Source organism: Streptosporangium sp. G11 (genome assembly GCF_051192615.1).
In the GTDB taxonomy this organism is placed as follows: Bacteria; Actinomycetota; Actinomycetes; order Streptosporangiales; family Streptosporangiaceae; genus Streptosporangium.
Genome location: NZ_JBPJUQ010000010.1, coordinates 148,088 through 170,718 on the forward strand (window position 1 = coordinate 148,088; position 22,631 = coordinate 170,718).

Here is a 22,631-nt window from a genome sequence, read left to right on the forward strand (position 1 = left end):
CGAACCTCGTGAGTTCGCCGCCTGTCCGGCACCGGAGGGATATCTCCCCGGTGCAGTGGCGCCCTCAGGGGGTGTTGCGGTGGTAGATCAGCCGCAGGCCGATCAGCGTGAGCCAGGGCTCGTGCATGTCGATCGAGCGCGCCTCGCTGACCACGAGCGGAGCCGCGCTGCCGGTGGCGACCACGGTGACGTCGTCGGGGTCGTCGGCGAGCTCGGCCGCCATCCGCTCGACGATCCCGTCCACCTGGCCGGCGAAACCGTAGATGATGCCGGCCTGGAGCGCCTCGACGGTGTTCTTGGCGATCACGGAGCGAGGGCGGATCAGCTCCACCTTGTGCAGCTGCGCCCCCGCCGCGGCGAGCGCGTCCACCGATATCTCGATGCCGGGGGCGGTCACCGCGCCGACGTACTCCCCCTTGGCGGAGACGGCGTCGAAGGAGGTCGCGGTCCCGAAGTCGACGATGATGCACGGCCCGCCGTACAGCTGGATGGCCGCCAGCGCGTTGACGATGCGGTCGCTGCCGACCTCCTTCGGGTTGTCCATCCGGACCGGCACCCCGGTGCGGACGCCGGGCTCGACGATCACCGCGTTCACGTCGCCGTAGTAGCGGCGGCACATCTCGCGCATCTCGTTGAGCACCGAGGGGACGGTGGAGCAGATCACGATGCCGTTGACGTCGGCGCCCTTGAGCAGCGGCGACTGCCCGAGCAACCCCTGGAGCACGACGGCGATCTCGTCCGCCGTCCGCCGGGCGTCCGTGGCGATCCGCCAGTGCTCGATGACGTCCTCTCCCTCGAAGAGGCCGAGAACGGTGTGAGTGTTGCCGACGTCGATGGCAAGCAGCATCAATTCCCCCGAAGGTCCAAGGCGATGTCCAGCGCCGGCGCCGAGTGCGTGAGCGCGCCCACGGCAAGGTAGTCAACACCTGTTTCAGCAACGTCACGAGCGACCTGGAGGGTCAGTCCTCCGCTGGACTCCAGCCGCGCCCTGCCGGCCACGAGCCGTACGGCCCGCGCCAGCTCCTCGACGGTGAAATTGTCCAACAGGATCTCCTCCGCTCCCTCGGCCAGCACCGGCTCGATCTGGTCGATCCGGTCGACCTCGACCTCGATCGGCAGGCCGGGGTAGGCGTCACGGACCGCCCGGAACGCCTCGGCGACCCCGCCCGAGGCCACCACGTGATTGTCCTTGATCAGCGCGGCGTCCGAAAGCGACATGCGGTGATTGGTGCCGCCGCCGCACCGGACGGCGTACTTCTCCAGGGCGCGCAGTCCGGGCAGCGTCTTGCGGCTGTCCCTGATCCGGGCCCCCGTCCCCTCGACGGCCTGGACCCAGCGGTCGGTCAGGGTCGCGATGCCGGACAGGTGGGTGAGCAGGTTGAGCGCGGTGCGCTCGGCGGTCAGCAGGTCCCGGGTGGGACCGGTGACGGTCATCAGCACGTCGCCCCGGACGACGCGCTCGCCGTCCTTGGCCCTGCGCTCGGCCACCAGGCGGCCCTGGCTGAGGTGGGAGAACGCGCCCTCGGCCACGGCCAGCCCCGCGACCACTCCGTCCGCGCGGGCCACCACGTCGGCGGTGGCGACCTGGCCCGCGGGGATGGTGGCGACACTGGTGACGTCGCCCCCCTCCTGCAGGTCCTCGGCCGCGGCGGCCTCCAGGATCGCGGCCACCCCTGCCGGGTCCAGCCCCGCCTCGACCAGGTCGTTCTCCACCTGGGGCGGCAGCGCCGTCACGCGCTGCCCGTGCGGTACGTATGTCATGGCCGGTCCCTCCGCTGTCAGGATGGTGTCGAGGTGGCCCAGCCACCAGGTGTCGTTCCGCTCGGGAAAGTCCTCCCGCCAGTGAGACCCCCGGGTCTCCTGGCGTTCGCGGGCGGCCGCCACGAGCGCGGAGGCGACCGTCAGCAGGTTGGTGGTCTCCCATGACTCGGTGCACGGCTCGACCGCCACCGGGGTCCACCTGAGGTTCAGCAGGGCCCTGGCGACCTCTCCCAGGGACTCCTGGCCGCGCAGCACGCTCGCCCCCCGGCTCATGTGCCCCTGGATCCTGCTCCGGGCCCTGGGGTCGATCAGGCCGGTGGGACGGTCGTCGGGGAACGGCTCACCCGCGACCGGCCGCGCCGCGTCCCCGGAGTGGACGGCCCGCACCGCGTGGATGTCGGCGGCGATGCGCCCGGCGAAGACCAGGCCTTCGAGCAGGGAGTTGGAGGCCAGCCGGTTGGCGCCGTGCACGCCGGTGCACGCGACCTCGCCGCACGCGTACAGGCCGGGCACGCTGGTACGGCCGCGCAGGTCGGCGCGGACGCCGCCGCTGGCGTAGTGGGCGGCGGGCGCGACGGGGACGAGCTGAGTGACCGGGTCGATGCCGTGCTCCAGGCAGACCGCGTGGATCGTCGGGAAGCGGGTGCACCACTTCTCCTCGCCGAAGTGGCGGGCGTCGAGATAGACGTGGTCGGCGCCGGTGGCGCGCATCCGCCGCATGATCGCCTTGGCCACGACGTCGCGGGGGGCCAGGTCGGCGAGCTCGTGGACGTCCCGCATGAACCGGGTGCCGTCCGCGTCGACCAGCACCGCTCCCTCGCCCCTGACCGCCTCGGAGATCAGCGGCTGCTGGCCGGTGGAGCCCTCTCCGAGCCACAGGACGGTCGGGTGGAACTGGACGAACTCCAGGTCCCTGACGACGGCGCCCGCGCGCAGCGCGAGCGCCACCCCGTCGCCGGTGGAGACGGCGGGGTTGGTGGTGGCGGCGTAGACCTGGCCCATGCCGCCGGTGGCCAGCACCACGGCCCCCGCCGTGACCGCGCCCACCCCGTCGCGCTCGCCCTCGCCCATGACGTGCAGGGTCACCCCCGCGGTACGGCCCTCGGCGTCCTTGAGGAGGTCGAGGACGAGCGCGTGCTCGATCACCTCGATCCCCGACTCCATGACGGCCTGGACGAGCGCCCTCTGCACCTCGGCCCCGGTGGCGTCACCGCCCGCGTGCACGATGCGGTCGCGCCGGTGGCCGCCCTCCCTGGTGAGCTGGAGTGCCCCCGAGTCGTCGGTGTCGAACCGGGCACCCACCGCGATCAGGCCGCGCAGCGCGTCGGGGCCCTCGGTCACCAGGATCCGGACGGCCTCCTCGTCGCAGAGGCCCACTCCGGCGACGAGCGTGTCGGACAGGTGTTCCTCGGGGGTGTCGCGCGGGTCGAGCACGGCGGCGATGCCACCCTGGGCCCAGCGGGTGGAGCCGGAGGACAGGACGTCCTTGGTGACGACCAGGACCTTCGCCCCGGGGTCGAGGGCGGCGTATCGCAGCGCCAGGGTGAGGCCGGCGATGCCGGAGCCCACCACGACCACGTCCGCGCGTACCGTCCAGCCCGGAGGGGGGGCGGTCAACCTCTGGGGAATGGCCGGCATGCTCATTGCCGCCTCCTTGCGGGGTTCATTAGAGGCTTTTCATTTCGTCAGTGTGACGATAACGCCCTCCGGGAAGCGGCTGTTCCCCGGGGTGGGACATCTCACCCGAACCCTGAGATCACAGCAGCTTGGGGCCGTACACGGCCGAGGGAGGGCGGAACGGGAACCTAGCCGGCGGCCGGCCGGCGGCGCGGGGAACGGAGGCGCCGCGAGAACGGCGGGAATCGGCGACACGGGAGCGGCGGGAACGCGGCGGCTCGCCGCTCGCCGGACCCGCCGGGTCCAGCGGGTCCAGTGGCTCCAGCGGCTCCAGTGGCCTCAGCGGCTTCAGCGGCGAGCGGCCCGGGATCAGTGGAGGCTGAGCGTGACGTTGTCGATCAGTCTGGTGGCCCCCACCCGCGCGGCCACCGCGAGGATCGCCTCGCCCGCGTGGTCGTCGCCGACCTCCGCGAAGGTCGCGGGGTCGACCAGGACCAGGTAGTCGAGCGCCAGCGACGGCTCGGCCTCCAAGACGGCGAGCGCGGCCCGGCGGATCTCCGCGGGCGCGCGCAGCGCGGAGCCCGCCGTCAGGGCGCGGGACAGGGCCAGGGCCACCGCCCGATCGTCCGGCGACAGGTAGCGGTTGCGGCTGGACAGCGCCAGGCCGTCCGGCTCGCGGACCGTGGGCGCCCCGACGATCGAGACCGGCAGGTTCAGGTCGGCCACCATCCGGCGGATCATCGCGAGCTGCTGGGCGTCCTTCTGCCCGAACACCGCCACGTCCGGCTGGACCAGGTTGAACAGCTTCAGCACCACGGTCAGCACGCCGTCGAGGTGGCCGGGCCTGAACTCCCCCTCGACGACCGAGCCCATCTCGCCCGCGGAGACGCCGACCTGCCTGTCCGGCGGATACATGTCCTCGGCCGAGGGGGCGAACACCACGTCCACCCCCTCGGCCTGGCAGACCTCGAGGTCGGCGTCGAACGTACGGGGATAGCGGGAGTAATCCTCGGTGGGCCCGAACTGGAGCGGGTTCACGAAGATGCTCACCACCACGTGCGCGGCCCTCTCGCGGGCCAACCGGATGAGCGAGCGGTGCCCCTCGTGCAGCGCGCCCATGGTCGGCACGAGCGCCAGCGCGCTCCCTCCGGAGGGGGCTCCCGCTCCGATCCCCAGGGTCGCGCGGGCCTTGATCAGCCCTGCGCGGTCGTCCGCCACGATCACTGGAACCTCCCGGGGGTGCTCCGGCTCCCGGGCCGGAGAGGAATGACGTTCATCGGAATCCGCGGAATCCACCGGTTCCCTTCGCCGGGCGGATTCGGCTCACCGGCTCAGCTAACCGGATCGGGCCGGAGGAACGGGCACCGGGCCGGGAGTCCCCAGGCCCATGTGTCGCGTGCCCGTCCCCGATCTCGCGGGTGTCCCGGGCCCTCAGGTCCACGTGTTGCCGCCCAGGGCGTCCAGGAGGCGCTCGGCGGCCTCGGGCTTGAGCAGCCCGGCCGCCAGCGCCCGGTCGGCGGTGAGCCTGGCGAGCGCCACGTAGGCGTCCGCCGCCTCGGGGGCGGCGAGGATCAGCGCGTCCACGTGCCTGCGGACGGTCCCCGCGTCGCCGCGCACCACCGGGCCGGTCAGCCCGGCGATGCCGAGCCTCAGCACGTTGTCCAGGGCCGCGCCGAGCAACGGGCCGAGCATCCGGCCAGGCTGCTCCACGCCGATCCTCTCCAGCAGCTCCAAGGACTCCGCGATGAGCGTCACCATGTGGTTGGCCGCCCCCGCCAGGGCCGCGTGGTAGAGCGGCCGGTCCTCGTCGGCGATCCAGACCGGCTCGCCCTCCATCTCGATGACGAGGGCCTCGGCCACCGGGCGGAGCGGGTCGGGAGCGGTCACCCCGTACGAGATCCCGGTGAGGCGGCGCAGGTCGTCGTCGCGTCCGGTGAAGGTCATCACGGGGTGCAGCGCCAGCGGCAGCGCCCCGGCCTTGATCGCCGGGTTCAGCACGGCCAGGCCGTACGCGCCGCTGGTGTGGGCCACCAGCTTGCCGCGCAGATCGGCGCCGGTCTCGACCAGGCCGGAGACCAGGCCGGGCAGCACATCGTCGGGGACCGTCAGCAGGACGAGGTCCGCGCCGGCCACCACGTCCTCGGGCCGGGTGGGAACGAGCCCGAGCCGCTCGACCGCCCGCTCCCTGGAGGCGTCGGAGACGCCGCTCGTCGCGACCACCCGGTGCCCCGCCCTGACGAGCGCGGCGCCGAGCGCCGAACCGACCCTGCCCGCTCCAACCACTCCGACGGCCAGCCGTGCCGGGCGATCGACTGCGTCCATGACGTCCCGTCCTTCGACCATGTGGGGCTCCGTGCCCGATTGACCAGCGTAACGGGCCATGTCGCCGCAACCGCGTCAAGACTCGTGTTCGGCGGCGGGGGGCGCCCCCAGGCGCCCGGATCGGGCACACCGGGAGCGTACGGGACGCGCCGGACGGCCCGCGGACCTGGCTCACACGGTGATCCGGCCTGCGGCGCGCCAACGCGGCGTCGACAACGATCGTGTAAATCGGTGACAGAATGTAGTCATGAATTCACTCGAAGCGTCAGCGCGAGTCGATCTCGTTCCGCCGCCCCGGCGGGTAGCGTCTGAGAACGTGTGGCTCACCTGGCGTGCCGCGATGGAGCATGCGCTCTACGGCGAGAGCGGCTTCTATCTCCGGGAGCGCCCCTCCAGCCATTTCCGGACCTCGGTCGGGGCCTCCCCCGTCTTCGCCGAGGCCGTGCTGCGCGAGCTGGCCGCGATCAACGAGGCGCTCGGCGGTCCCGAGGTGCTCGACCTGGTCGACATCGGCGCCGGCGAGGGCGGGCTGGCGGCCGGTGTGCTCGCCGCGGCGCCGCCCGCCCTCCGGTCGAGGCTCCGGGTGACCGCGGTCGACCTGGCGCCCCGGCCCCCGGCGCTGCCCGAGGAGATCGTCTGGGCGCGGGCCGCGCCGGACGGGATCCACGGGCTGGTGATCGCCAACGAGTGGCTCGACAACATCCCCGTCGACATCGCGGAGCAGACGGCCGACGGGCCCCGGCTGGTCCTGGTCAACGTCACCGACGGTGAGGAGCGGCTCGGCGGCAGGCCCTCCGAGGCCGATCTCGCGTGGCTGGACCGCTGGTGGCCGATGCGGGCCCCCGGCGAGCGGGCCGAGATCGGCAGGCCGCGCGACAGGGCCTGGGCGTCGGTGATCGTACGGCTGGCGCGCGGCCGGGCGATCGCGATCGACTACACCCACGCCCTGGAGGACCGGCCGCCGTACGGCACGCTGGCCGGCTACCGCGACGGGGCGTTGGTCGCGCCCGTGCCCGACGGCTCGTGCGACATCACCGCCCACGTGGCGCTCGACGCCTGCGCGGCCTCCGGCGAGAGCGCCGGAGCCGTCACGACGGCGCTGACCACGCAGCGCGAGGCTTTGCGCGCCCTCGGCGTCACCGGGAGCCGTCCAGCGGTCGAGCAGGCCGGAAACGATCCGCGCGGCTACCTGCAGGCCCTCGCGAGGGCCTCGGAGGAGGCGGAGCTCATCGCCGCCGGAGGACTCGGCGGGTTCGGCTGGCTCTGCCAGAGCCGTCCCTGACCCGCCGAACCGCCGCCGTCGTTCCGATGGGCCCGCGATCCGCGGCGAACGGAGGGGCGCGCCGATCGTCACCCGCTTCATGCGTGACGTCGCCCGCGTCGCCCGCGTCGCCCGCGTCGCCCGCGTCGCCCGACCGTGCGCTCCGGCCGGGCCGGTTCAGACCCGTACGTCGAGGGAGGTGAGACCCCGGATGACGTAACCCGGTCCCCAGGAGGGCTCGGTGACGAGTTCCATCTTCGGTGCCTTGCGCAGCAGGGCGCCGAACGACTCGATCAGCTCGACCCTGGCCAGCGGTGCCCCGAGGCAGAAGTGGATACCGGCGCCGAAGGAGATGTGCGGGTTGTCGGCCCGGCCCACGTCCAGGCGGGCGGGGTCGGCGAAGACCTCGGGGTCGCGGTTGGCCGAGCCGAACAGCAGCGCCACCTCGGTGCCGCGCGGGATGTCGATCCCGCCCACCGAGACGTCCTCCAGCACCCAGCGCTCGAACATCTGCAGTGGGGTGTCCCAGCGCATCAGCTCCTCGACCGCCGTGGGCAGCAGGGCGTGGTCGGCGCGGAGCCGCTCCAGTTCGGCCGGGTTGCGGAACAGCGACCACCAGCCGTTGCCGGTGACGTTGACGGTGGCCTCGTGCCCGGCGTTGAGCAGCAGCACGCAGGTGCCGACCAGCTCCTCCTCGGTGAGGCTGTCGCCCTCGTCGGCCACCAGGGCGAGCGCGCTGATCAGGTCGTCACCGGGATCGGCCCTGCGGGCGCGGGCCAGCTCGACGAGATAGGCGGAGAACTCCTCGGCCGCCCGTACGGCCGTGCGCTGGGCCTCGACCGACGGCTGGAGCTCGTACATGCCGCAGATGTCGGCCGACCAGGGCCGCAGCAGGTGCCGGTCGGCCTCGGGCACGCCGAGCATCTCGGCGATCACGGTGACCGGCAGCGGCTCGGCGACCTCGGCGATCAGGTCTCCGCCGCCGCGCTCGACGAAGACGTCCACCAGCTCCCCGGCCATGCGGGCGACCTTGGGGCGGAGCGCCTGGACCATGCGGGGGGTGAACGCCTTCGACACCAGCCGCCGGAGCCTGGTGTGCACCGGCGGCTCGACGTCGAGCATCCCCGCCCTGATCACCCGCCAGAACGGGTCCTGGAACTCGGGGTCGTCCGGCCTGCCGAACTCCTGGTGCGAGGCCACGTGCAGGTAGGAGCGGCCGAGCCTGCGATCTCGCAGCAGCGCGTTGACGTCGGCGTGCCTGGCCACCAGCCACTGGCCGGTCGGCTCGAAGAAGCTGACCGGCCGCTCCCGCCTCAGCTCGTCGTAGACGTCATAGGGGTGGGCGACGAATTCCGGATTCCAAGGATCAAAGCGCACGTAAGCATCGTAATCCCGCGCTAGGAGCCTGCCCGTCCGTCCGGCCTTCCCCCCTCGACCTGCTCGTCCGCCCGGCCCGCCGGAGCCTTCCGGCCCACCGGGGTCTCCAGGGTCTCCTGGGTTTCAGAACCAGCCTGCTCATCCGCCTCGTAGCGGGCGCGCAGCTCGACCGGCTTCCGCCTCGCCTTGCCGCGCATCCGGATGTTCAGCAGCTCCACCAGCAGCGAGAACGCCATCGCGAAGTAGATGTAGCCCTTGGAGATGTGCTGCTCGAACCCCTCGGCGATGAGCACGACGCCGATCAGCACCAGGAAGGACAGCGCGAGCATCTTGATGCTCGGGTGCCGCTCCACGAAGCGGCTGATCGGCCCGGAGGCGACCAGCATCACGATGACCGAGACGATGACGGCCGCGATCATGACGCCCAGCTCGTCGACCATGCCGACCGCGGTGATCACCGAGTCGAGCGAGAAGACGACGTCGAGGATCATGATCTGGATGATCACCGAGGTGAAGGACGAGGCCACCCTGCCCTCGGAGTGGTCGGACTCGCCCTCCAGGCTGCCGTGCATCTCGTGGACGCTCTTGCCCAGCAGGAACAGGCCGCCGAGTATCAGGATCAGATCGCGCCCCGATATGCCCTGCCCGAAAACCTCGAACATCGGCTCTGTGAGCCTCACCACCCACGACAGCGCCAGCAGCAGCAGGAGGCGGCTGAGCAGGGCGACGAGGAGGCCGAGCTTGCGCGCCCTGTCGCGCTGAGCGGGCGGGAGCTTGCTCACCAGGATCGAGATGAAGATGATGTTGTCGATTCCCAGGACGATCTCCAGGGCGACAAGGGTGAAGAACCCTATCCATATCTCCGGGTTGGTCACCCAGTCCATTGCTTTCTCCTTCGTCGTCCGGTGCTCGAACGCACCGTCGTCCAGCTGGCTGAATGCTTCTTCGGCTGACTGCCAGGACGACCGGGGAAGGCCCTGAGTTCCTTCCCTCTCATCACGCTTCGCTGGCAAATTCACCGGGCGCTCCCCGGAGCGCCTCTCCGGAGGCGATATCGGGTTGATCACGTTTCGGACTTGCGGGGCACCGCGGGGAGTCGGTTATAGTTCCCCCGTAGGTCATGAGTGCCAGTGACAAGCCCCGGCTCGCTGGCCGGCAACCCTCGCGTCCGCGGCGGGGTGCCCCGGGTGAGGACCTGGTCCGGCACGAGGTGTGCCGGGCAAGCGCGGGCTCCAGGCACCTATGCCATGGGTTGGGGTCCGATGACCTCGAAGGAGCCATGGCGTGTCCACCCTGACGATCTTCACCCCCGCGAACACCGCGAACCCGGCGAACACCACGTCCACCGTGTCCACCGTGTCCACCGCCGCCCCCGCCGTCCTCCCCGCCGTCCCGGTGACCGTCCCCGAGACCCGCGCGTCCGACGACCGGCCGATCCCGGCCGTGCTCGGCTCGGACCTGGAGGTCCCGGTCAGGGGCGGCAGGCTCGTCCGCTACGCCAACCTCGACTACGCCGCGAGCGCCCCCTGTCTGGAGCCGGTGAGCGCCGCCGTCGCCGCCGCGCTCCCGGCATACTCCAGCGTCCACCGTGGCGCCGGGTACGCGTCCCAGCTGACCACGGCCCGCTACGAGCAGGCCAGGCACACGGTGCGCGCCTTCGTCGGCGCCCGTCCCGACGACTCGGTGATCTTCACCCGCAACACCACGGACGCGACCAACCTGCTGGCCCGCAGCCTGCCCGAGGGCACCACCGCCGTGGTCTTCGACACCGAGCACCACGCCTCGCTGCTGCCCTGGGAGCGGGTCGTCCGGCTGGCGGCCCCCGCCTTCCCCGGCGAGGCCGTCCGCGCCGCCGACGAGGCCCTGGCCTCGATCGACGGCCCCAAGCTGCTGGTCGTGACCGCCGCCTCCAACGTCACCGGGGAGCTCTGGCCGATCGCCGCGCTGGCCCACATCGCCCACCGCCACGGTGCCCGCGTCCTCGTCGACGCCGCGCAGCTCGTCCCGCACCGCCGCCTCAACCTGACGGCGCTCGACCTGGACTACGTGGCCTTCTCCGGCCACAAGCTCTACGCGCCGTTCGGCACCGGCGCGCTGATCGGCCGTTCCGACTGGCTGACCGACGCCGAGCCGTACCTGCGGGGCGGCGGCGCGGTGAAGGCCGTGAACGACGACGGCGCCGAGTGGTACGACGACCCCGAGGCCCGGCACGAGGCCGGAACCCCGAACGTGCTGGGCGCCGTCGCGCTCGCCGCGGCCTGCGACGCCCTGACCGCCACCGGCTGGACCCCGCTGGTCCGCGAGGAGGAGCGCCTCCTCGGGCGCCTGCGCGCGGGCCTCGCCTCCGTCCCCGGCGTCCACGAGCTGTCCCTGTGGGGCCCGGACCACCCGCGCGTCGGCATCGTCTCCTTCGTGGTGGACGGCTTCACCGCCCGCGAGGTCGCCGAGGCCCTGTCCGGCGACTACGGCATCGGCGTCCGCGACGGCAAGTTCTGCGCCCACCCCTTCGTACGGCACCTGCTGGGCGCCAAGGACGGCGGCTGCGACGACGTCACCGCCTCCGCCGTCCGCGCCTCCATCGGCATCGGTACCACCTCCGAGCACGTCGACCGGCTGATCGGCGCCCTGCGAGATCTTGCCTCGCGCGGCTGACGTGACAGCATGGCCCTATGACTGAAGGCGCACCCCGTGAGCTGAGCGTGGGGCTGGGGGCCGGAGCCGAAGCCGTGCGGGGGGCGCACGGCAAGGAGCTCGCGACCGAGGACATGATCCTCAACATCGGGCCGCAGCACCCGTCCACGCACGGTGTGCTGCGGCTACGGCTCACGCTGGACGGCGAACGGATCGGCTCGGCCGAGCCGATCGTGGGCTACATGCACCGGGGCGCCGAGAAGCTCTTCGAGGTGCGCGACTACCGGCAGATCATCGTGCTGGCCAACCGGCACGACTGGCTGTCGGCGTTCGCCAACGAGCTCGGCGTCGTCCTCGCGGTGGAGCGGATGCTCGGCATGGAGGTGCCGGTCAGGGCGGTCTGGACGCGCACGCTGATGGCCGAGCTCAACCGGGTGCTCAGCCACCTGATGTTCCTGGGGTCCTACCCGCTGGAGCTCGGCGCGATCACCCCGGTCTTCTACGCGTTCCGGGAGCGCGAGACCCTCCAGGCCGTGATGGAGGAGATCTCCGGCGGGCGCATGCACTACATGTTCAACCGGGTCGGCGGCCTCAAGGAGGAGATCCCCGAGGGCTGGGCGGGCCGGGTCTCCCAGGCCGTGGCCGACGTGCGGCGACGGCTGCCCGACATCGAGAACCTGATCGCCGGGAACGAGATCTTCCTCGCCCGCACGCGCGGCGTGGGCGTGCTCGACCGCGAGACGATCATGCAGTACGGCGTGAGCGGCCCGATCGCCCGCGCCTCCGGCGTCGACGTCGACCTGCGCAGGGACGAGCCGTACCTCGCCTACGGCGAGCTGCCGGTGAAGGTCGTCACCCGCTCGGCGGGAGACTGCCACGCCCGGTTCGAGGTGCTGCTGGAACAGGTGAAGGTCTCCCTCGACCTGGCCGACGCCTGCGTGGAACGGCTGCTCGACCTGCCCCCTGGGCCGGTCAACCAGCGCCTGCCCAAGGTGCTGAAGGTTCCCGAGGGCCACACCTACGCCTGGACGGAGAACCCGCTCGGCCTCAACGGCTACTACCTGGTCTCGCGCGGGGAGAAGACACCGTGGCGGATGAAGCTCCGCTCGGCCTCCTTCAACAACGTCCAGGTGCTGCGCGAGATGCTCCCCGGCCACCTGGTCTCGGACATGGTGGCCATCCTGGGCTCGATGTTCTTCGTCGTCGGCGACATCGACAAGTAAGGCACGGTTGGAACCGCATGATCGAACCCGGCGGGGAGCAGGAGAGGGCGACCCCCTCGGCGCCCCCCACGCCCCCCGCGTCACCCTCCCTGAAAACCCCCGGCACCCCTGCCGAGACCACCGCGACCTCGGACCCCGTACCGCCCGAGGCTCCCCCGGCCGCGGACGGGCCACGGCGGGACCGGTACGTCGACTGGCTGCGCGCGTTCAGCCTGATCGTCGTGGTCGTCTGGCACTGGGCGTTCACGATCCTGCAGTGGGGACCCGACGGCCCCTCGCCGACGAGCCCGCTGGGCTTCACCTCGGGCCTGTGGATTTTGACGTGGCTGCTGCAGGTGCTGCCGCTCTTCTTCTACGTGGGCGGGTACGTCCACCTGCTGTCGTGGAACCGGGCCTGCGAGCGCGGGGTCGGCATCGGCACCTTCGTGTGGCGGCGCATCCGGAGCCTCGCGATCCCCGCGCTGGCGCTGGCCGGGACCTGGATCGTCTTCGGCGCGATCGTGACGCGGGCGTTCGGGATCGAGTGGATGGACCGGGTGGTCCTGCTCGTCATCAGCCCGCTCTGGTTCATCGGTGTCTACCTCGTGCTGATCGCCCTGCTGCCGATCTCGCTCTGGCTGCACCGGCACTACGACGTGCTGGCCCTGATCTGGCTGGCGGGGGCGGCCCTCGTCGTCGACGTGCTGCGGCTGCGCTACGGGTACGAGGCCGCGGGCTGGCTCAACATGATCATCGTCTGGGGACTGGCCCACCAGGCCGGATTCTTCTACGACAGGGTGGTGGCGCTGCCCCGCCGCTTCGACGTCGCCATCCTGTGGACCGGGCTGTTCGCCCTGTTCGGCCTCGTCTACTCGGGCATCTACCCCGGCTCGATGGTGGGCGTCCCCGGCGACAAGCTGTCCAACATGGCGCCGCCCACCTTCGTCATCGTGGCACTGCTGATCTTCCAGATCGGCCTGGTGGAGGTGCTGAGGCCGTCCATGGAACGCCTGCTCGAACACCCCAGGTGGCAGCGCGTGAACGAGACGGTCAACCGCTTCGCGCTGCCGCTGTTCCTGTTCCACACGACCGGCATGGCGATCTGGGTGGCGCTGACCTGGTGGCTGGCGGGCGGCGGGCCCGGGGAGGGCGTGCGGCCGGACCTGTTCTGGTGGCTGGAGCGCCCGCTCGCCGTCGCCGGGGCGCTGGTCTGCACCCTCCCGGTCATCATGCTCTTCGGACGCCAGTGGACGGCACGGCGACGACGCTAGCGCGCCCCCTCGACCCTTCGGTTCCTCCGCGCCGGACGGCGAGGCGGGGCCGGCGCCGGGCGCGGCACCTCAGCGATCGCCGTCCGCGGAGTCCTTGGGCACCTTGCAGCAGTGTTCCAGGTACAGGGCCGAGCAGACCAGCAGCACGCACACCAGCAACGACCCGCCGGTGATGAAGAAGTCGCGGCGGGGGACCTCCTGCTCCAGCAGCTCCACCGTATAGAGGGTGAACCCGGCGAAGATCCCGCCGAAGACCGCCCCGCCGTACGCGGAGGCCTTGGCCAGGGCGGCCAGGCGGGCCACGGCCAGGGGCTCGACGGGCTTGGTGTCGGGCTTGCGCTCGATCCTGGCCTTCGTCATCCACCCGCTGTAGAACTCGCCGACCGCCAGCAGCAGCACCGTCGGGATCGCCGTCCACGGCACGGTCGGCAGATCCGAGTAGAGCGGTTTGAGGAGCGCCCAGGTGAGGATCGTGAACACGAGGAAGATCCCGACGAGCACGCCGGGGCGGGTTGGCTTCACGCGGGCCTCTGGAGGATCAGGTCGGGGCGGGGCCGTACGTAGCCCTGGTCGAGGCCGGCCAGCAGGTCGGCCACCCGGCTCCCGGACAGGACCGCGCCCGGGTCGGCCCGCACCCAGGGAACCAGCACGAACGCGCGCTCGTGCGCCCTGGGGTGCGGCAGCGTGAGATCGGGGTCGTCCATGACGACGTCCCCCACGGTGATCAGATCGACGTCCAGCGTGCGCGCTCCCCAGCGCTCCACCCGGACCCTGCCGAAGGCGTTCTCCACACCTTGAGCACGATCGAGGAGCGCCCGAGGTTCCAGCGCGCTCTCGGCGATCACCACCGCGTTGAGATAGGCGCCCTGCTCGGGGCCGCCGACCGGGTCGGTCTCGTAGACCGGCGACACCGCGACGAACGTGAGATCCGGCTTCTCGAAGAGGGCGCCGAGCGCGCCCCGCAGGGTGTCGAACCGGTCGCCCAGGTTGCTGCCGAGCGCCAGGACCACCCTCATGCCCGGCCCCGGGTGATCGTCACGATCACGTCGTCGAACGGCAGCGGGATCGGCGCGGCGGGCTTGTGCACGCTCACCTCCGCCACCTGGACGAGCTCACGGGCCAGGCAGACGTCGGCCAGGCGCTGGGCCAGGGTCTCGATCAGGTCGACCGGCTCGCCCCGCACGACCTCCGCCAGGTCCTCGGCGAGCTCGCCGTAGTGGACGGTCTCGGTGAGGTCGTCACCGGCCGCCGCCGGAGCCGTGTCGAGGAACAGGGTGACGTCGACGACGAACTCCTGGCCGAGCTCCCGCTCCGCCGCCAGCACGCCGTGCCGCCCGTGCACCCGCAGCCCCCTCAGGCTGATCCGGTCGGCGACCGTCCTGCCGGCCGCGCCCGGTGGCAGGCCGTACGTCGCGTCCCCGAACGAGCTCAGGGCCGGGTTCTCCAGCGGATTCCGAAGCGAGCCGCCGACCGGCTCATCGGCCGAATCGCCGATCAGGTCGCTGACGCCGTCGTCGATCCGCAGGGGCGCCCCGGCGTGGGCCCGGAATCCGCCCCCCTCCGGGGAGTCGCCGTGCCCACCGGGCCGCTCGTCCGCCACAAGATCGCGACTCCCACCGGGCCGCCCGTCGTCCGCGGGAAAACCGCCGTCCCCGCCGGACCGCTCACCGGTGCGTTCGCTCACGCGGCTTCCTCCTCCTCGTCCTCGTCGTCGCCCTGCAGCACGGGCGAGCCGTGGTGCAGCCAGAGCCGCCACCCCGCCGACGTCCGCACGAAGGTGTTGCTCGCGACCACCTTTCCCGCCGCGAAGCTGGAATCACCCTCGTCGCCCGCGGTGAGGATGTTCTCCTCGCAGGTGAGGATGGCGACATCGCCCAGGACCATGACGCGGACGTCGGTCAGCACGAACTGGATGTAGGGCGTGTTGGCCATGATGAGCGCCCACGAGCGCAGCACCTCCTGCCGGCCGTTCACGATCGGCCAGCCGGGATGGACGCAGCTCACCTGCTCGCCCTCGATGTCCTCGGCCCAGATCTCGGTCATCCGGTCGAGGTCGGCGTCCTCGATGGCGGTGTAGAACGCCTGGTTGACCGTCTCGACGGCGGTGGTGTCGACGCTCATGATCTCGCTCCCTGAACTGCGGCAGCCACACGGACGGCGTCCGCGTTCGGACGGACGTCGTGCACACGCGCGCACCATGCCCCCGCCTGCGCGGCGAGCGCGGTCACGGCGAGTGTGGCGTCGTCACTGCGACTGAAGGGGCGCGGAGTGCCGTCCGGGTCGGCCAGGAGGCGACCCAGGAAGCGTTTCCGCGAGGCCCCGACGAGCAACGGGTAACCCAGCTCTCCGAGCCTGTCGAGGCCCGCGATCAGAGCCCAGTTGTGTTCGGGGTTCTTGGAGAAGCCCAGCCCCGGGTCGAGCACGATCTGCTCCTCCGCCACCCCCTCGGCCAGCACGGAGGCGACCCGCTTGGCGAGCTCCTCGCGCACCTCGGTCACCACGTCGCCGTACACGGCCCTGCGGTCCATGGCGTGACTGTGCCCCCGCCAGTGCATCACCACGTACGCCACGCCGGAGGCGGCCACGACCCTCGGCATCGCCGGGTCGGCCAGCCCCCCGCTGACGTCGTTGACAAGTTTCGCCCCGGCCTCCACGGCCATCTGGGCGACCTCGGCCCGCATGGTGTCGACGCTGACGGTGACGCCCTCGCGGCTCAGCTCCCGGATGACGGGCTCGACCCTGGCCAGCTCCTCCTCCAGCGGCACCCGCGCGGCGCCGGGCCTGGTGGACTCGCCGCCCACGTCGACGATGTCCGCGCCCTGCTCGACCAGTTCCAGGCCGTGACGCACGGCCACGGCCGGGTCGAACCACCTGCCGCCGTCGGAGAAGGAGTCGGGAGTCACGTTGACCACGCCCATCACGAGGCACCGGCCCGCGTCCGGCAGCCCGGGCACACTCCACGTAGTCATGGCGACAAGCCTAGGCGTTGTGCACCGTACGCCCGTCTCGTGGGTCCGGCTTGCGCCATAACGAATCCGCACACCCGTCACAGGGCGGACGGCCTTCGGCCGGTGTCCCGCCCGGGACGTCCGCTGGCCGCCATGCGTTCTCCTCCACCCGGCGCCGACGGCTCCGTGGGGCCCTCGGGCGTGTCCGTCGCGATCCGAAAACCGGAGAGAACCCGGTCGGGGCGCCCGGCCCTGCCGGGTGTGGCGATAGTAGACCGGTCAAGGCCGGCTTGGGGGACTTTCCCCGCGCCGCAGCCCTTCCCGGCCACAAGCCCGGTTACGGGCTCCCTCATGACCCCTGCCACGGACGCTGTCACGGGCTCTTTCACGGACGCTGCCACAGACGCTGTCACGGCTGCTGCCCCGGACCGGGCCACAGGTCCGTCACCCCCCTCAGGAACGCGGAAACCCCGCCCGGACCACCGATGGGCGGTCCGGGCGGGGTGCCCGTACGAGCTCTCGAAAACACGCGAGAAGGCGATCAGCGGATGATGAGGGCCATCGCCTCCGCGCGGGTTTTGTCGCTGTTGCGGAAGTCTCCGCGCACCGCCGAGGTGATCGTCTTGGCACCGGGCTTGCGGACACCCCGCATGGTCATGCAGAGGTGCTCGCACTCGATCACGACGATGACCCCTCGCGGCTCCAGCACGCTCATGAGCGCGTCGGCGATCTGGGAGGTCATCCTCTCCTGCACCTGGGGACGCCTGGCGTACACGTCGACGAGGCGGGCGAGCTTGGACAGGCCAGTGACCTGCCCCTTCGCGTTCGGGATGTAGCCGACGTGGGCGACGCCGTGGAACGGCACGAGGTGGTGCTCGCAGGTCGAGTAGACCTCGATGTCGCGAACGAGCACCATCTCGTCGTGGTCGACGTCGAAGACCGTGGTCAGGACGTCCTGTGGGGTCTGTCCCAGCCCGGCGAACTGCTCCGCGTAGGCGCGGGCGACGCGGGCCGGGGTGGCCTGGAGGCCGTCGCGGTCGGGATCCTCACCGATGGCGATGAGGATCTCGCGGACAGCGTTTTCCAGCCGGACCGTGTCGACCTGAAGCGGCTTGGCACCCGCCACGCTCAGTTCACGTCCTTTGGCGAGGAGTCGGGGTGACCCGTCCCCGCGGGAAGGGCACCGTTGCCACCGGCCACCTGCTCGCCCGTGGGGAGCGCGCCGTTGCCGGACTGCTCCTTGCGGGACAGGATCGGCGGGCGGTTGGAGGGCAGCCGCTTGCCGTAGCCGGAGTAGGAAGGCCTCTTCTCCTTGACGACGACCGGGGCGAAGATCTGCAGAACCTGGTCGCGGGAGAGGGTTTCCTTCTCCATCAGCTCCAGCACCAGGTTGTCGAGCACGTCGCGGTATTCGACAAGGATCTCCCAGGCCTGGTCGTGCCCGGACTCGATGAGACGGCGGACCTCCTCGTCGATCGTGGAGGCGATCTTCTCGGAGTAGTCGCGCTCGTGACCCATCTCACGGCCGAGGAAGACCTCGCCGTTACCGCTGCCGAACTTACGGGCGCCGAGCTGCTCGCTCATGCCGTACTCGGTGACCATGCGGCGGGCGATGGTGGTGGCCTTCTCGATGTCGTTGGAGGCGCCGGTGGTGGGCTCGTGGAAGACGAGCTCCTCCGCCGTACGGCCGCCGAGGAGCATCGCGAGCTGGTCCAGCATCTCCGAGCGGGTCGCGAGGAACTTGTCCTCCATCGGCAGCGTCATCGTGTAGCCGAGGGCGCGTCCGCGGGACAGGATCGTGATCTTGTGGACCGGGTCGGAGTTGGGCAGCGCGTGCGCCACCAGGGCGTGCCCGCCCTCGTGGTACGCGATGATCTTCTTTTCCTGGTCCGACATGACGCGCGACTTGCGCTCGGGACCGGCCATCACGCGGTCGATGGACTCCTCGAGGAGCTCCATCGTGATCAGCTTCTGGTCGGCCCGCGCGGTGAGCAGCGCGGCCTCGTTGATCACGTTGGCCAGGTCGGCACCGGTGAAACCGGGCGTCCGGCGGGCGATGATGTCGAGGTCGACGCCCTCGGCGAAGGGCTTGCCGCGGCCGTGCACCTTGAGGATGCCCTTGCGGCCCTCCAGGTCGGGGCGGTCGACGGTGACCTGGCGGTCGAAACGACCGGGGCGCAGCAGCGCCGGGTCGAGGATGTCGGGCCGGTTGGTCGCGGCGATCAGGATCACGCCGCCCTTGACGTCGAAGCCGTCCATCTCGACGAGGAGCTGGTTCAGCGTCTGCTCGCGCTCGTCGTGGCCACCTCCGAGACCGGCGCCGCGGTGACGGCCCACCGCGTCGATCTCGTCGATGAAGATGATCGCCGGAGCGTTCGCCTTGGCCTGCTCGAACAGGTCGCGGACCCGAGAGGCGCCGACGCCGACGAACATCTCGACGAAGTCGGAACCGGAGATGGAGTAGAACGGCACCCCGGCTTCACCGGCGACGGCCCTGGCGAGCAGGGTCTTGCCGGTTCCGGGCGGGCCGTAGAGCAGGACGCCCTTGGGGATCTTGGCGCCGATCGCCTGGAACTTGGCCGGGGCCTGCAGGAACTCCTTGATCTCCTGGAGTTCCTCGATGGCCTCGTCGGCACCCGCGACGTCGGCGAAGGTGGTCTTCGGGGTGTCCTTGGTGATGAGCTTGGCCTTCGACTTGCCGAAGTTCATCACCCGGGAGCCGCCGCCCTGCATCTGATTCATGATGAACAGGAAGATCAGCACGATGATGACGATCGGCAGGAAGCTCACCAGGAGCCCGAGAAGGAAGTTCTCCTTGGGAACGTCGACGTTGTATCCGCCGGGCAGCTTCTTGGCGGCCTGTGCCGCCTGGAGCTTGTCGGCGAGCTGGACGCCCTGGCCCGTCACCCACGAGGAGTAGTAGCGCTTCTTGTCGGTCAGAGTGACCTCGATGCGCTGGTCCTTGTCGATGATCTTGGCGTTGGAGACCTTGCCCTCGTCGATCCAGCTGATGATCTGGGAGGTGTCGCGTCGCTCGAAGTTGCCCTCACCGCCCCACATGGTGGTGACGAGAAGGAGCAGAACGACGATGCCCAGGATCCACAGCAGTGGCCCACGTGTAAATCGCTTGAGATCCATCCGATGCGGAACCCCGGCGGGCCCGTCCCTTCCTGACCAGAGCCTGGCAACCCCGGGCGAACCCGGGGTTCGCGGTATCCCTAACCGCTCCAACTGACTACCCAGAGGCGGCGCGAGGCCACCTCTTCGGTTGTCCGAAGGTACACCGGCGTGGCGCACGGGGTCACCGCACGGACAGACCGGCTTTGCCCTACCAACGTACGTCAGGTAGGTCCGTGTTCCCCGCCGCTATGGGCAATGTCGCGTTTGTGAATGACACACTTCGCGCAGGGCGTACTTTTCAGCCCGCTCCGTATACGTGGGGGGCGAGAGTTCCGATGAAGGGAAGGTTGCGGTAGCGCTCGGCGTAGTCGAGGCCGTAACCGATCACGAACTCGTTGGGGATGTCGAAGCCGACATACTTCACGTCGATCGGCACCTTGATCGCGTCCGGCTTGCGCAGCGCGGCGCAGATCTCCACCGAGGCGGGGTTGCGCGACTTCAGGTTGTGGACCAGCCACGAAAGGGTCAGGCCCGAGTCGATGATGTCCTCGACGACCAGCACGTGGCGTCCGGCGATGTCGGTGTCGAGGTCCTTGAGCACGCGCACGACGCCCGACGACCTGGTGCCCGCCCCGTAGGACGAAACGGCCATCCAGTCCATCTGCACGGGCAGGTGCAGGGCTCTCGCCAGGTCCGCCATCACCATGACCGCGCCCTTGAGCACGCCCACGATCAGCAGGTCCTTGCCCGCGTAGTCCTCGTCGATCCGGCTCGCGAGCTCCTTGATCTTGGCTTGGAGCTCTTCCTCGGGAATGAGGACCTTCGAGAGGTCTCGGCCCATGTCGGCTGCGTCCACCTGGGATTTTCCTTACGAAACGGGGCTGGCTGGCTGTCTGGCGAGTATCAGGGTGTCATACCGCCGAACCGCGCCAACCCCCCCGGGCACCTCTACGCGCCGCTGCCCCCTCCACGCCGTGATTAGACGGTCGACCTGGAGGACGTGCGAGGCCGCGAGCGTGCCCGGCGGCGCCCCCGCGTCGATCGCGGCCCTCCGCAACACCCTCCGCCTCACGGCGGCGGGAAGACCCTCCAGGTCCCGTACGGCCATCGTCACCGTTCTCGTATCGCTAAGAGCGCAATCCCTCACGGCGACGCGGGTGTAGACCTCACCGGCCCAGGCGTCGAGCGCGTCGGCGTCGTCACGGCACAGGGACGCGGTCCTGGCGAGCGCCTCGGCGACGCCGGGGCCGAGTTCGGCCTCCAGGGCGGGCAGCAGCCGCTCGCGGACCCGGACCCGGGCGTATCGGGGGTCGAGGTTGTGCGGGTCGTCCCACGGGACCAGGCCGAGCGCCGCGCAGGCCGCCACGGTCGTCGCGCGGCCGAGTTCCAGCAGCGGCCGCCGGTAGATCCCGGCCCGCGCGGGCATCCCGGCCAGCGACCGGGTGCCGCTCCCCCTGGCCAGCCCGAGCAGCACGGTCTCCGCCTGGTCGTCCCTGGTGTGCCCGAGCAGCACGGCCGCCGCCCCCAGACGCTCCGCCGCCTCCGACAGGGCCGCGTACCTGGCCTGCCTGGCCGCCGCCTCGGGCCCGCCCGAGGTGCCGACGGAGACCGGCAGCGCCTCGGCGAGGTCGAGCCCCAGGCCTGGCGCGAGCCGCACGACGTCGCCCGCGCGGTCGCCGGAACCCTCCTGCAGGCCGTGGTCGACGCTGAGCAGACCGGCGCGGAGCCCGGCGCGCGGAGCCGTGAAGCCCAGCGCGGCGGCCAGGGCCAGGGAGTCGGCGCCACCGCTGCACGCGGCCAGCACGAGCCCGCCCGGCTCCAGGTCGCCCAGCGCGAGCCGTACGGCGCGTCGGACGTCGGCGACGGCGGGATGCGGACCCATGCCCGCCATTGTCGGGCCTCGAAGGGGCGACGGCACGACCGCCCCGCTCGCGGCGGCGACCGGGCGGCCGGGAGGTCCGATCGATCGGACCTCCCGGCCGGCTCGATCAGCCGGTGGTGCCGCTGGCCTCGGGGATGGCCGGGGTGCCGATCACCCTGGCGATCCAGCGCTCGGGCCTGGCGATCTCATCCTGGGTGGGGAGCGTCTCCGGCGAGGTCCAGACCTTGTTGAAGCCGTCGATGCCCACCCGCCCCACGACCGTGCGGACGAAGGCCGACCCCTCGGCGTACTGCTTCATCTTGAGGTCGAGGCCGAGCAGCCTGCGGATCGTGCGGTCGAGACGGGAACCGCCCTCGCGGCGGTGGTGGAACTTGGCGCGGATGTCGGCGACCGAGGGGACCACCGAGGGGCCGACCGCGTCCATGACATAGTCGCCGTGTCCCTCGACCAGGGTCATCACCGCGGTGAGCCGGTCGAGGATCACCTTCTGCTCGGGCGTCTGGATCGCGTCGATCAGGTTGCCCTCGCCGCCCCTGACGACGTCCGTGAAGGTGCCGGCGGCCGAGCGGAGCCGCTCCAGCAGCGCGGGCAGGTCGATGTCGGAGGCCAGCAGGAAGTCGGTCGTCTGCGACCTGACGTACTCGCGCAGCCAGGGGACGCCGGTGAACTGCACCCGGTGGGTCTCCTCGTGCAGGCAGACCCAGAGGCGGAAGTCACGCGGGTTGACGTTGAGCTCTTGCTCGGCGTTGACGATGTTGGGCGCGACCAGGGTGAGGCGTCCCGTGGGCGCCTGGCCGGTCGGGTCGGGCGGCAGGAACAGCTCGTACTGCCCCAGGACGCGGGAGGCGAGGAAGGCCAGCACCGCGCCCACCTCGACCCCGGTGACGCGCGAGCCCACTGCGCTCACGATTGCCGGCGCCTGGTTCCCCCGGGCGGCCATCCGCTCGGTGAGCGGCTCCAGCACCACCCGGAACCCGTTGATGTTGGCCTTGATCCAGCCGGGCCTGTCGACGATGGTCGCGGGTTGCGGCGCGGTCTCGGTGTCGATTCGGGTGAACTCGCGGACGTGCCCCTCGGCCTCGCGCGAGAGCCGCCGTAAGTCGGCGACGGCCTGCCGGGCCTCCTCTCGGCTCACTTGCGGCCCGGGGCGCACCAGGCGCGTTCCGGTCGCTACGGCAAGATCCCAATCGATCACCTGCATAACGTCCACCGTACGTGCTCTCCCCCCGAGTCGCGCAC

At 71.2% G+C, this 22,631-nt stretch carries 20 protein-coding genes and 1 riboswitch; of the genes, 4 read left to right on the forward strand and 16 right to left on the reverse strand.

Translation table 11 applies throughout. From position 1 onward, the window contains the following. Positions 1 to 64 precede the first annotated feature (64 nt). The 4 genes from ACSDR0_RS13420 to ACSDR0_RS13435 form a co-directional block, all read right to left on the reverse strand. On the reverse strand, positions 65 to 847 hold the full coding sequence (locus ACSDR0_RS13420) for a type III pantothenate kinase (RefSeq protein WP_435289100.1): 783 nt from the start codon (positions 845 to 847) through the stop codon (positions 65 to 67). Then, positions 847 to 3,405 carry an L-aspartate oxidase gene (locus tag ACSDR0_RS13425; protein ID WP_435289101.1) on the reverse strand — a complete coding sequence of 853 codons (2,559 nt, stop codon included), beginning with the start codon at positions 3,403 to 3,405 and terminating at the stop codon, positions 847 to 849. Before ACSDR0_RS13425 ends, ACSDR0_RS13420 begins: the two co-directional genes overlap by 1 nt. Positions 3,406 to 3,747: 342 nt before the next feature. Next, positions 3,748 to 4,575, reverse strand: a complete 828-nt coding sequence (panC, locus tag ACSDR0_RS13430) for a pantoate--beta-alanine ligase (RefSeq protein ID WP_435289141.1) — start codon at positions 4,573 to 4,575, stop codon at positions 3,748 to 3,750. A 234-nt stretch (positions 4,576 to 4,809) separates the two neighbouring features. Beyond that, positions 4,810 to 5,700, reverse strand: coding sequence for a Rossmann-like and DUF2520 domain-containing protein (locus ACSDR0_RS13435; protein WP_435289102.1), 891 nt, complete (start codon positions 5,698 to 5,700; stop codon positions 4,810 to 4,812). Between the two features lie 316 nt (positions 5,701 to 6,016). Here ACSDR0_RS13435 and ACSDR0_RS13440 point away from each other — a divergent pair, with 316 nt between their 5' ends. Further along, positions 6,017 to 6,982, forward strand: a complete 966-nt coding sequence (locus tag ACSDR0_RS13440; protein ID WP_435289103.1) for an SAM-dependent methyltransferase — start codon at positions 6,017 to 6,019, stop codon at positions 6,980 to 6,982. Positions 6,983 to 7,138: 156 nt separating this feature from the next. Here the strand turns inward: ACSDR0_RS13440 and ACSDR0_RS13445 are convergent, their stop codons facing one another. Continuing rightward, on the reverse strand, positions 7,139 to 8,338 hold the full coding sequence (locus ACSDR0_RS13445; RefSeq protein ID WP_435289104.1) for a cytochrome P450: 1,200 nt from the start codon (positions 8,336 to 8,338) through the stop codon (positions 7,139 to 7,141). Positions 8,339 to 8,358: 20 nt separating this feature from the next. Next, entirely contained in the window at positions 8,359 to 9,222 is an 864-nt protein-coding gene (locus ACSDR0_RS13450; RefSeq protein WP_435289105.1) for a TerC family protein, read from the reverse strand. A 232-nt stretch (positions 9,223 to 9,454) separates the two neighbouring features. Next, a riboswitch (SAM riboswitch) is annotated at positions 9,455 to 9,570 on the forward strand. 52 nt (positions 9,571 to 9,622) lie between these two features. Between ACSDR0_RS13450 and ACSDR0_RS13455 the strand changes: the two genes are divergently transcribed. Genes ACSDR0_RS13455 through ACSDR0_RS13465 form a run of 3 tightly spaced genes read left to right on the forward strand, consistent with a single transcriptional unit; the run spans position 9,623 to position 13,442 of the window. Then, positions 9,623 to 10,990, forward strand: coding sequence for an aminotransferase class V-fold PLP-dependent enzyme (locus ACSDR0_RS13455; RefSeq protein ID WP_435289106.1), 1,368 nt, complete (start codon positions 9,623 to 9,625; stop codon positions 10,988 to 10,990). 17 nt (positions 10,991 to 11,007) lie between these two features. After that, positions 11,008 to 12,192, forward strand: coding sequence for an NADH-quinone oxidoreductase subunit D (locus ACSDR0_RS13460; protein WP_435289107.1), 1,185 nt, complete (start codon positions 11,008 to 11,010; stop codon positions 12,190 to 12,192). Positions 12,193 to 12,209: 17 nt separating this feature from the next. Continuing rightward, a complete protein-coding gene (locus ACSDR0_RS13465; protein ID WP_435289108.1) occupies positions 12,210 to 13,442 on the forward strand; it encodes an acyltransferase family protein in 1,233 nt (410 codons plus the stop codon). Between the two features lie 69 nt (positions 13,443 to 13,511). Here ACSDR0_RS13465 and ACSDR0_RS13470 read toward each other — a convergent pair whose 3' ends face one another. The 10 genes from ACSDR0_RS13470 to ACSDR0_RS13515 all read right to left on the reverse strand — a co-directional run bounded on the left by ACSDR0_RS13470 (position 13,512) and on the right by ACSDR0_RS13515 (position 22,593). Further along, a complete protein-coding gene (locus ACSDR0_RS13470; RefSeq protein WP_435289109.1) occupies positions 13,512 to 13,964 on the reverse strand; it encodes a DUF3180 domain-containing protein in 453 nt (150 codons plus the stop codon). Next, positions 13,961 to 14,458: a 2-amino-4-hydroxy-6-hydroxymethyldihydropteridine diphosphokinase gene (gene folK, locus ACSDR0_RS13475; protein WP_435289110.1), complete on the reverse strand. Its 498-nt coding sequence runs from the start codon at positions 14,456 to 14,458 to the stop codon at positions 13,961 to 13,963. Before folK ends, ACSDR0_RS13470 begins: the two co-directional genes overlap by 4 nt. Continuing rightward, positions 14,455 to 14,844 carry a dihydroneopterin aldolase gene (gene folB, locus ACSDR0_RS13480; protein WP_435289142.1) on the reverse strand — a complete coding sequence of 130 codons (390 nt, stop codon included), beginning with the start codon at positions 14,842 to 14,844 and terminating at the stop codon, positions 14,455 to 14,457. The genes folK and folB overlap by 4 nt, the downstream gene beginning before the upstream one ends. 278 nt (positions 14,845 to 15,122) lie before the next feature. Beyond that, the gene (locus ACSDR0_RS13485; protein WP_350972537.1) at positions 15,123 to 15,563 is read right to left on the reverse strand and encodes a nuclear transport factor 2 family protein; all 441 of its coding nucleotides are present in this window, start codon (positions 15,561 to 15,563) and stop codon (positions 15,123 to 15,125) included. Beyond that, a complete protein-coding gene (gene folP, locus ACSDR0_RS13490; RefSeq protein ID WP_435289111.1) occupies positions 15,560 to 16,411 on the reverse strand; it encodes a dihydropteroate synthase in 852 nt (283 codons plus the stop codon). The genes ACSDR0_RS13485 and folP overlap by 4 nt, the downstream gene beginning before the upstream one ends. Positions 16,412 to 16,931: 520 nt before the next feature. Further along, positions 16,932 to 17,516, reverse strand: a complete 585-nt coding sequence (folE, locus tag ACSDR0_RS13495; RefSeq protein ID WP_435289112.1) for a GTP cyclohydrolase I FolE — start codon at positions 17,514 to 17,516, stop codon at positions 16,932 to 16,934. Between the two features lie 2 nt (positions 17,517 to 17,518). After that, positions 17,519 to 19,528 carry an ATP-dependent zinc metalloprotease FtsH gene (gene ftsH, locus ACSDR0_RS13500; RefSeq protein ID WP_435289113.1) on the reverse strand — a complete coding sequence of 670 codons (2,010 nt, stop codon included), beginning with the start codon at positions 19,526 to 19,528 and terminating at the stop codon, positions 17,519 to 17,521. Positions 19,529 to 19,808: 280 nt separating this feature from the next. Next, entirely contained in the window at positions 19,809 to 20,366 is a 558-nt protein-coding gene (gene hpt / locus ACSDR0_RS13505) for a hypoxanthine phosphoribosyltransferase (protein WP_435289114.1), read from the reverse strand. 12 nt (positions 20,367 to 20,378) lie between these two features. Beyond that, positions 20,379 to 21,392 (reverse strand): tRNA lysidine(34) synthetase TilS, encoded by a 1,014-nt coding sequence (gene tilS, locus ACSDR0_RS13510; protein WP_435289115.1) that lies wholly within the window; start codon positions 21,390 to 21,392, stop codon positions 20,379 to 20,381. Positions 21,393 to 21,498: 106 nt separating this feature from the next. After that, positions 21,499 to 22,593 (reverse strand): zinc-dependent metalloprotease, encoded by a 1,095-nt coding sequence (locus ACSDR0_RS13515; protein WP_435289116.1) that lies wholly within the window; start codon positions 22,591 to 22,593, stop codon positions 21,499 to 21,501. Positions 22,594 to 22,631 lie beyond the last annotated feature (38 nt).

What these genes read in the sequence shown, in the direction of transcription:
- ACSDR0_RS13420 (WP_435289100.1), bottom strand. Translation starts at nt 847, where the DNA reads ATGCTGCTTGCCATCGACGTCGGCAACACTCACACCGTTCTCGGCCTC.
- ACSDR0_RS13425 (WP_435289101.1), bottom strand. Translation starts at nt 3,405, where the DNA reads ATGAGCATGCCGGCCATTCCCCAGAGGTTGACCGCCCCCCCTCCGGGC.
- ACSDR0_RS13435 (WP_435289102.1), bottom strand. Translation starts at nt 5,700, where the DNA reads ATGGACGCAGTCGATCGCCCGGCACGGCTGGCCGTCGGAGTGGTTGGA.
- ACSDR0_RS13450 (WP_435289105.1), bottom strand. Translation starts at nt 9,222, where the DNA reads ATGGACTGGGTGACCAACCCGGAGATATGGATAGGGTTCTTCACCCTT.
- ACSDR0_RS13460 (WP_435289107.1), top strand. Translation starts at nt 11,008, where the DNA reads ATGACTGAAGGCGCACCCCGTGAGCTGAGCGTGGGGCTGGGGGCCGGA.
- ACSDR0_RS13465 (WP_435289108.1), top strand. Translation starts at nt 12,210, where the DNA reads ATGATCGAACCCGGCGGGGAGCAGGAGAGGGCGACCCCCTCGGCGCCC.
- folK (WP_435289110.1), bottom strand. Translation starts at nt 14,458, where the DNA reads ATGAGGGTGGTCCTGGCGCTCGGCAGCAACCTGGGCGACCGGTTCGAC.
- ACSDR0_RS13485 (WP_350972537.1), bottom strand. Translation starts at nt 15,563, where the DNA reads ATGAGCGTCGACACCACCGCCGTCGAGACGGTCAACCAGGCGTTCTAC.
- folP (WP_435289111.1), bottom strand. Translation starts at nt 16,411, where the DNA reads ATGACTACGTGGAGTGTGCCCGGGCTGCCGGACGCGGGCCGGTGCCTC.
- ftsH (WP_435289113.1), bottom strand. Translation starts at nt 19,528, where the DNA reads ATGGATCTCAAGCGATTTACACGTGGGCCACTGCTGTGGATCCTGGGC.
- tilS (WP_435289115.1), bottom strand. Translation starts at nt 21,392, where the DNA reads ATGGGTCCGCATCCCGCCGTCGCCGACGTCCGACGCGCCGTACGGCTC.
- ACSDR0_RS13515 (WP_435289116.1), bottom strand. Translation starts at nt 22,593, where the DNA reads ATGCAGGTGATCGATTGGGATCTTGCCGTAGCGACCGGAACGCGCCTG.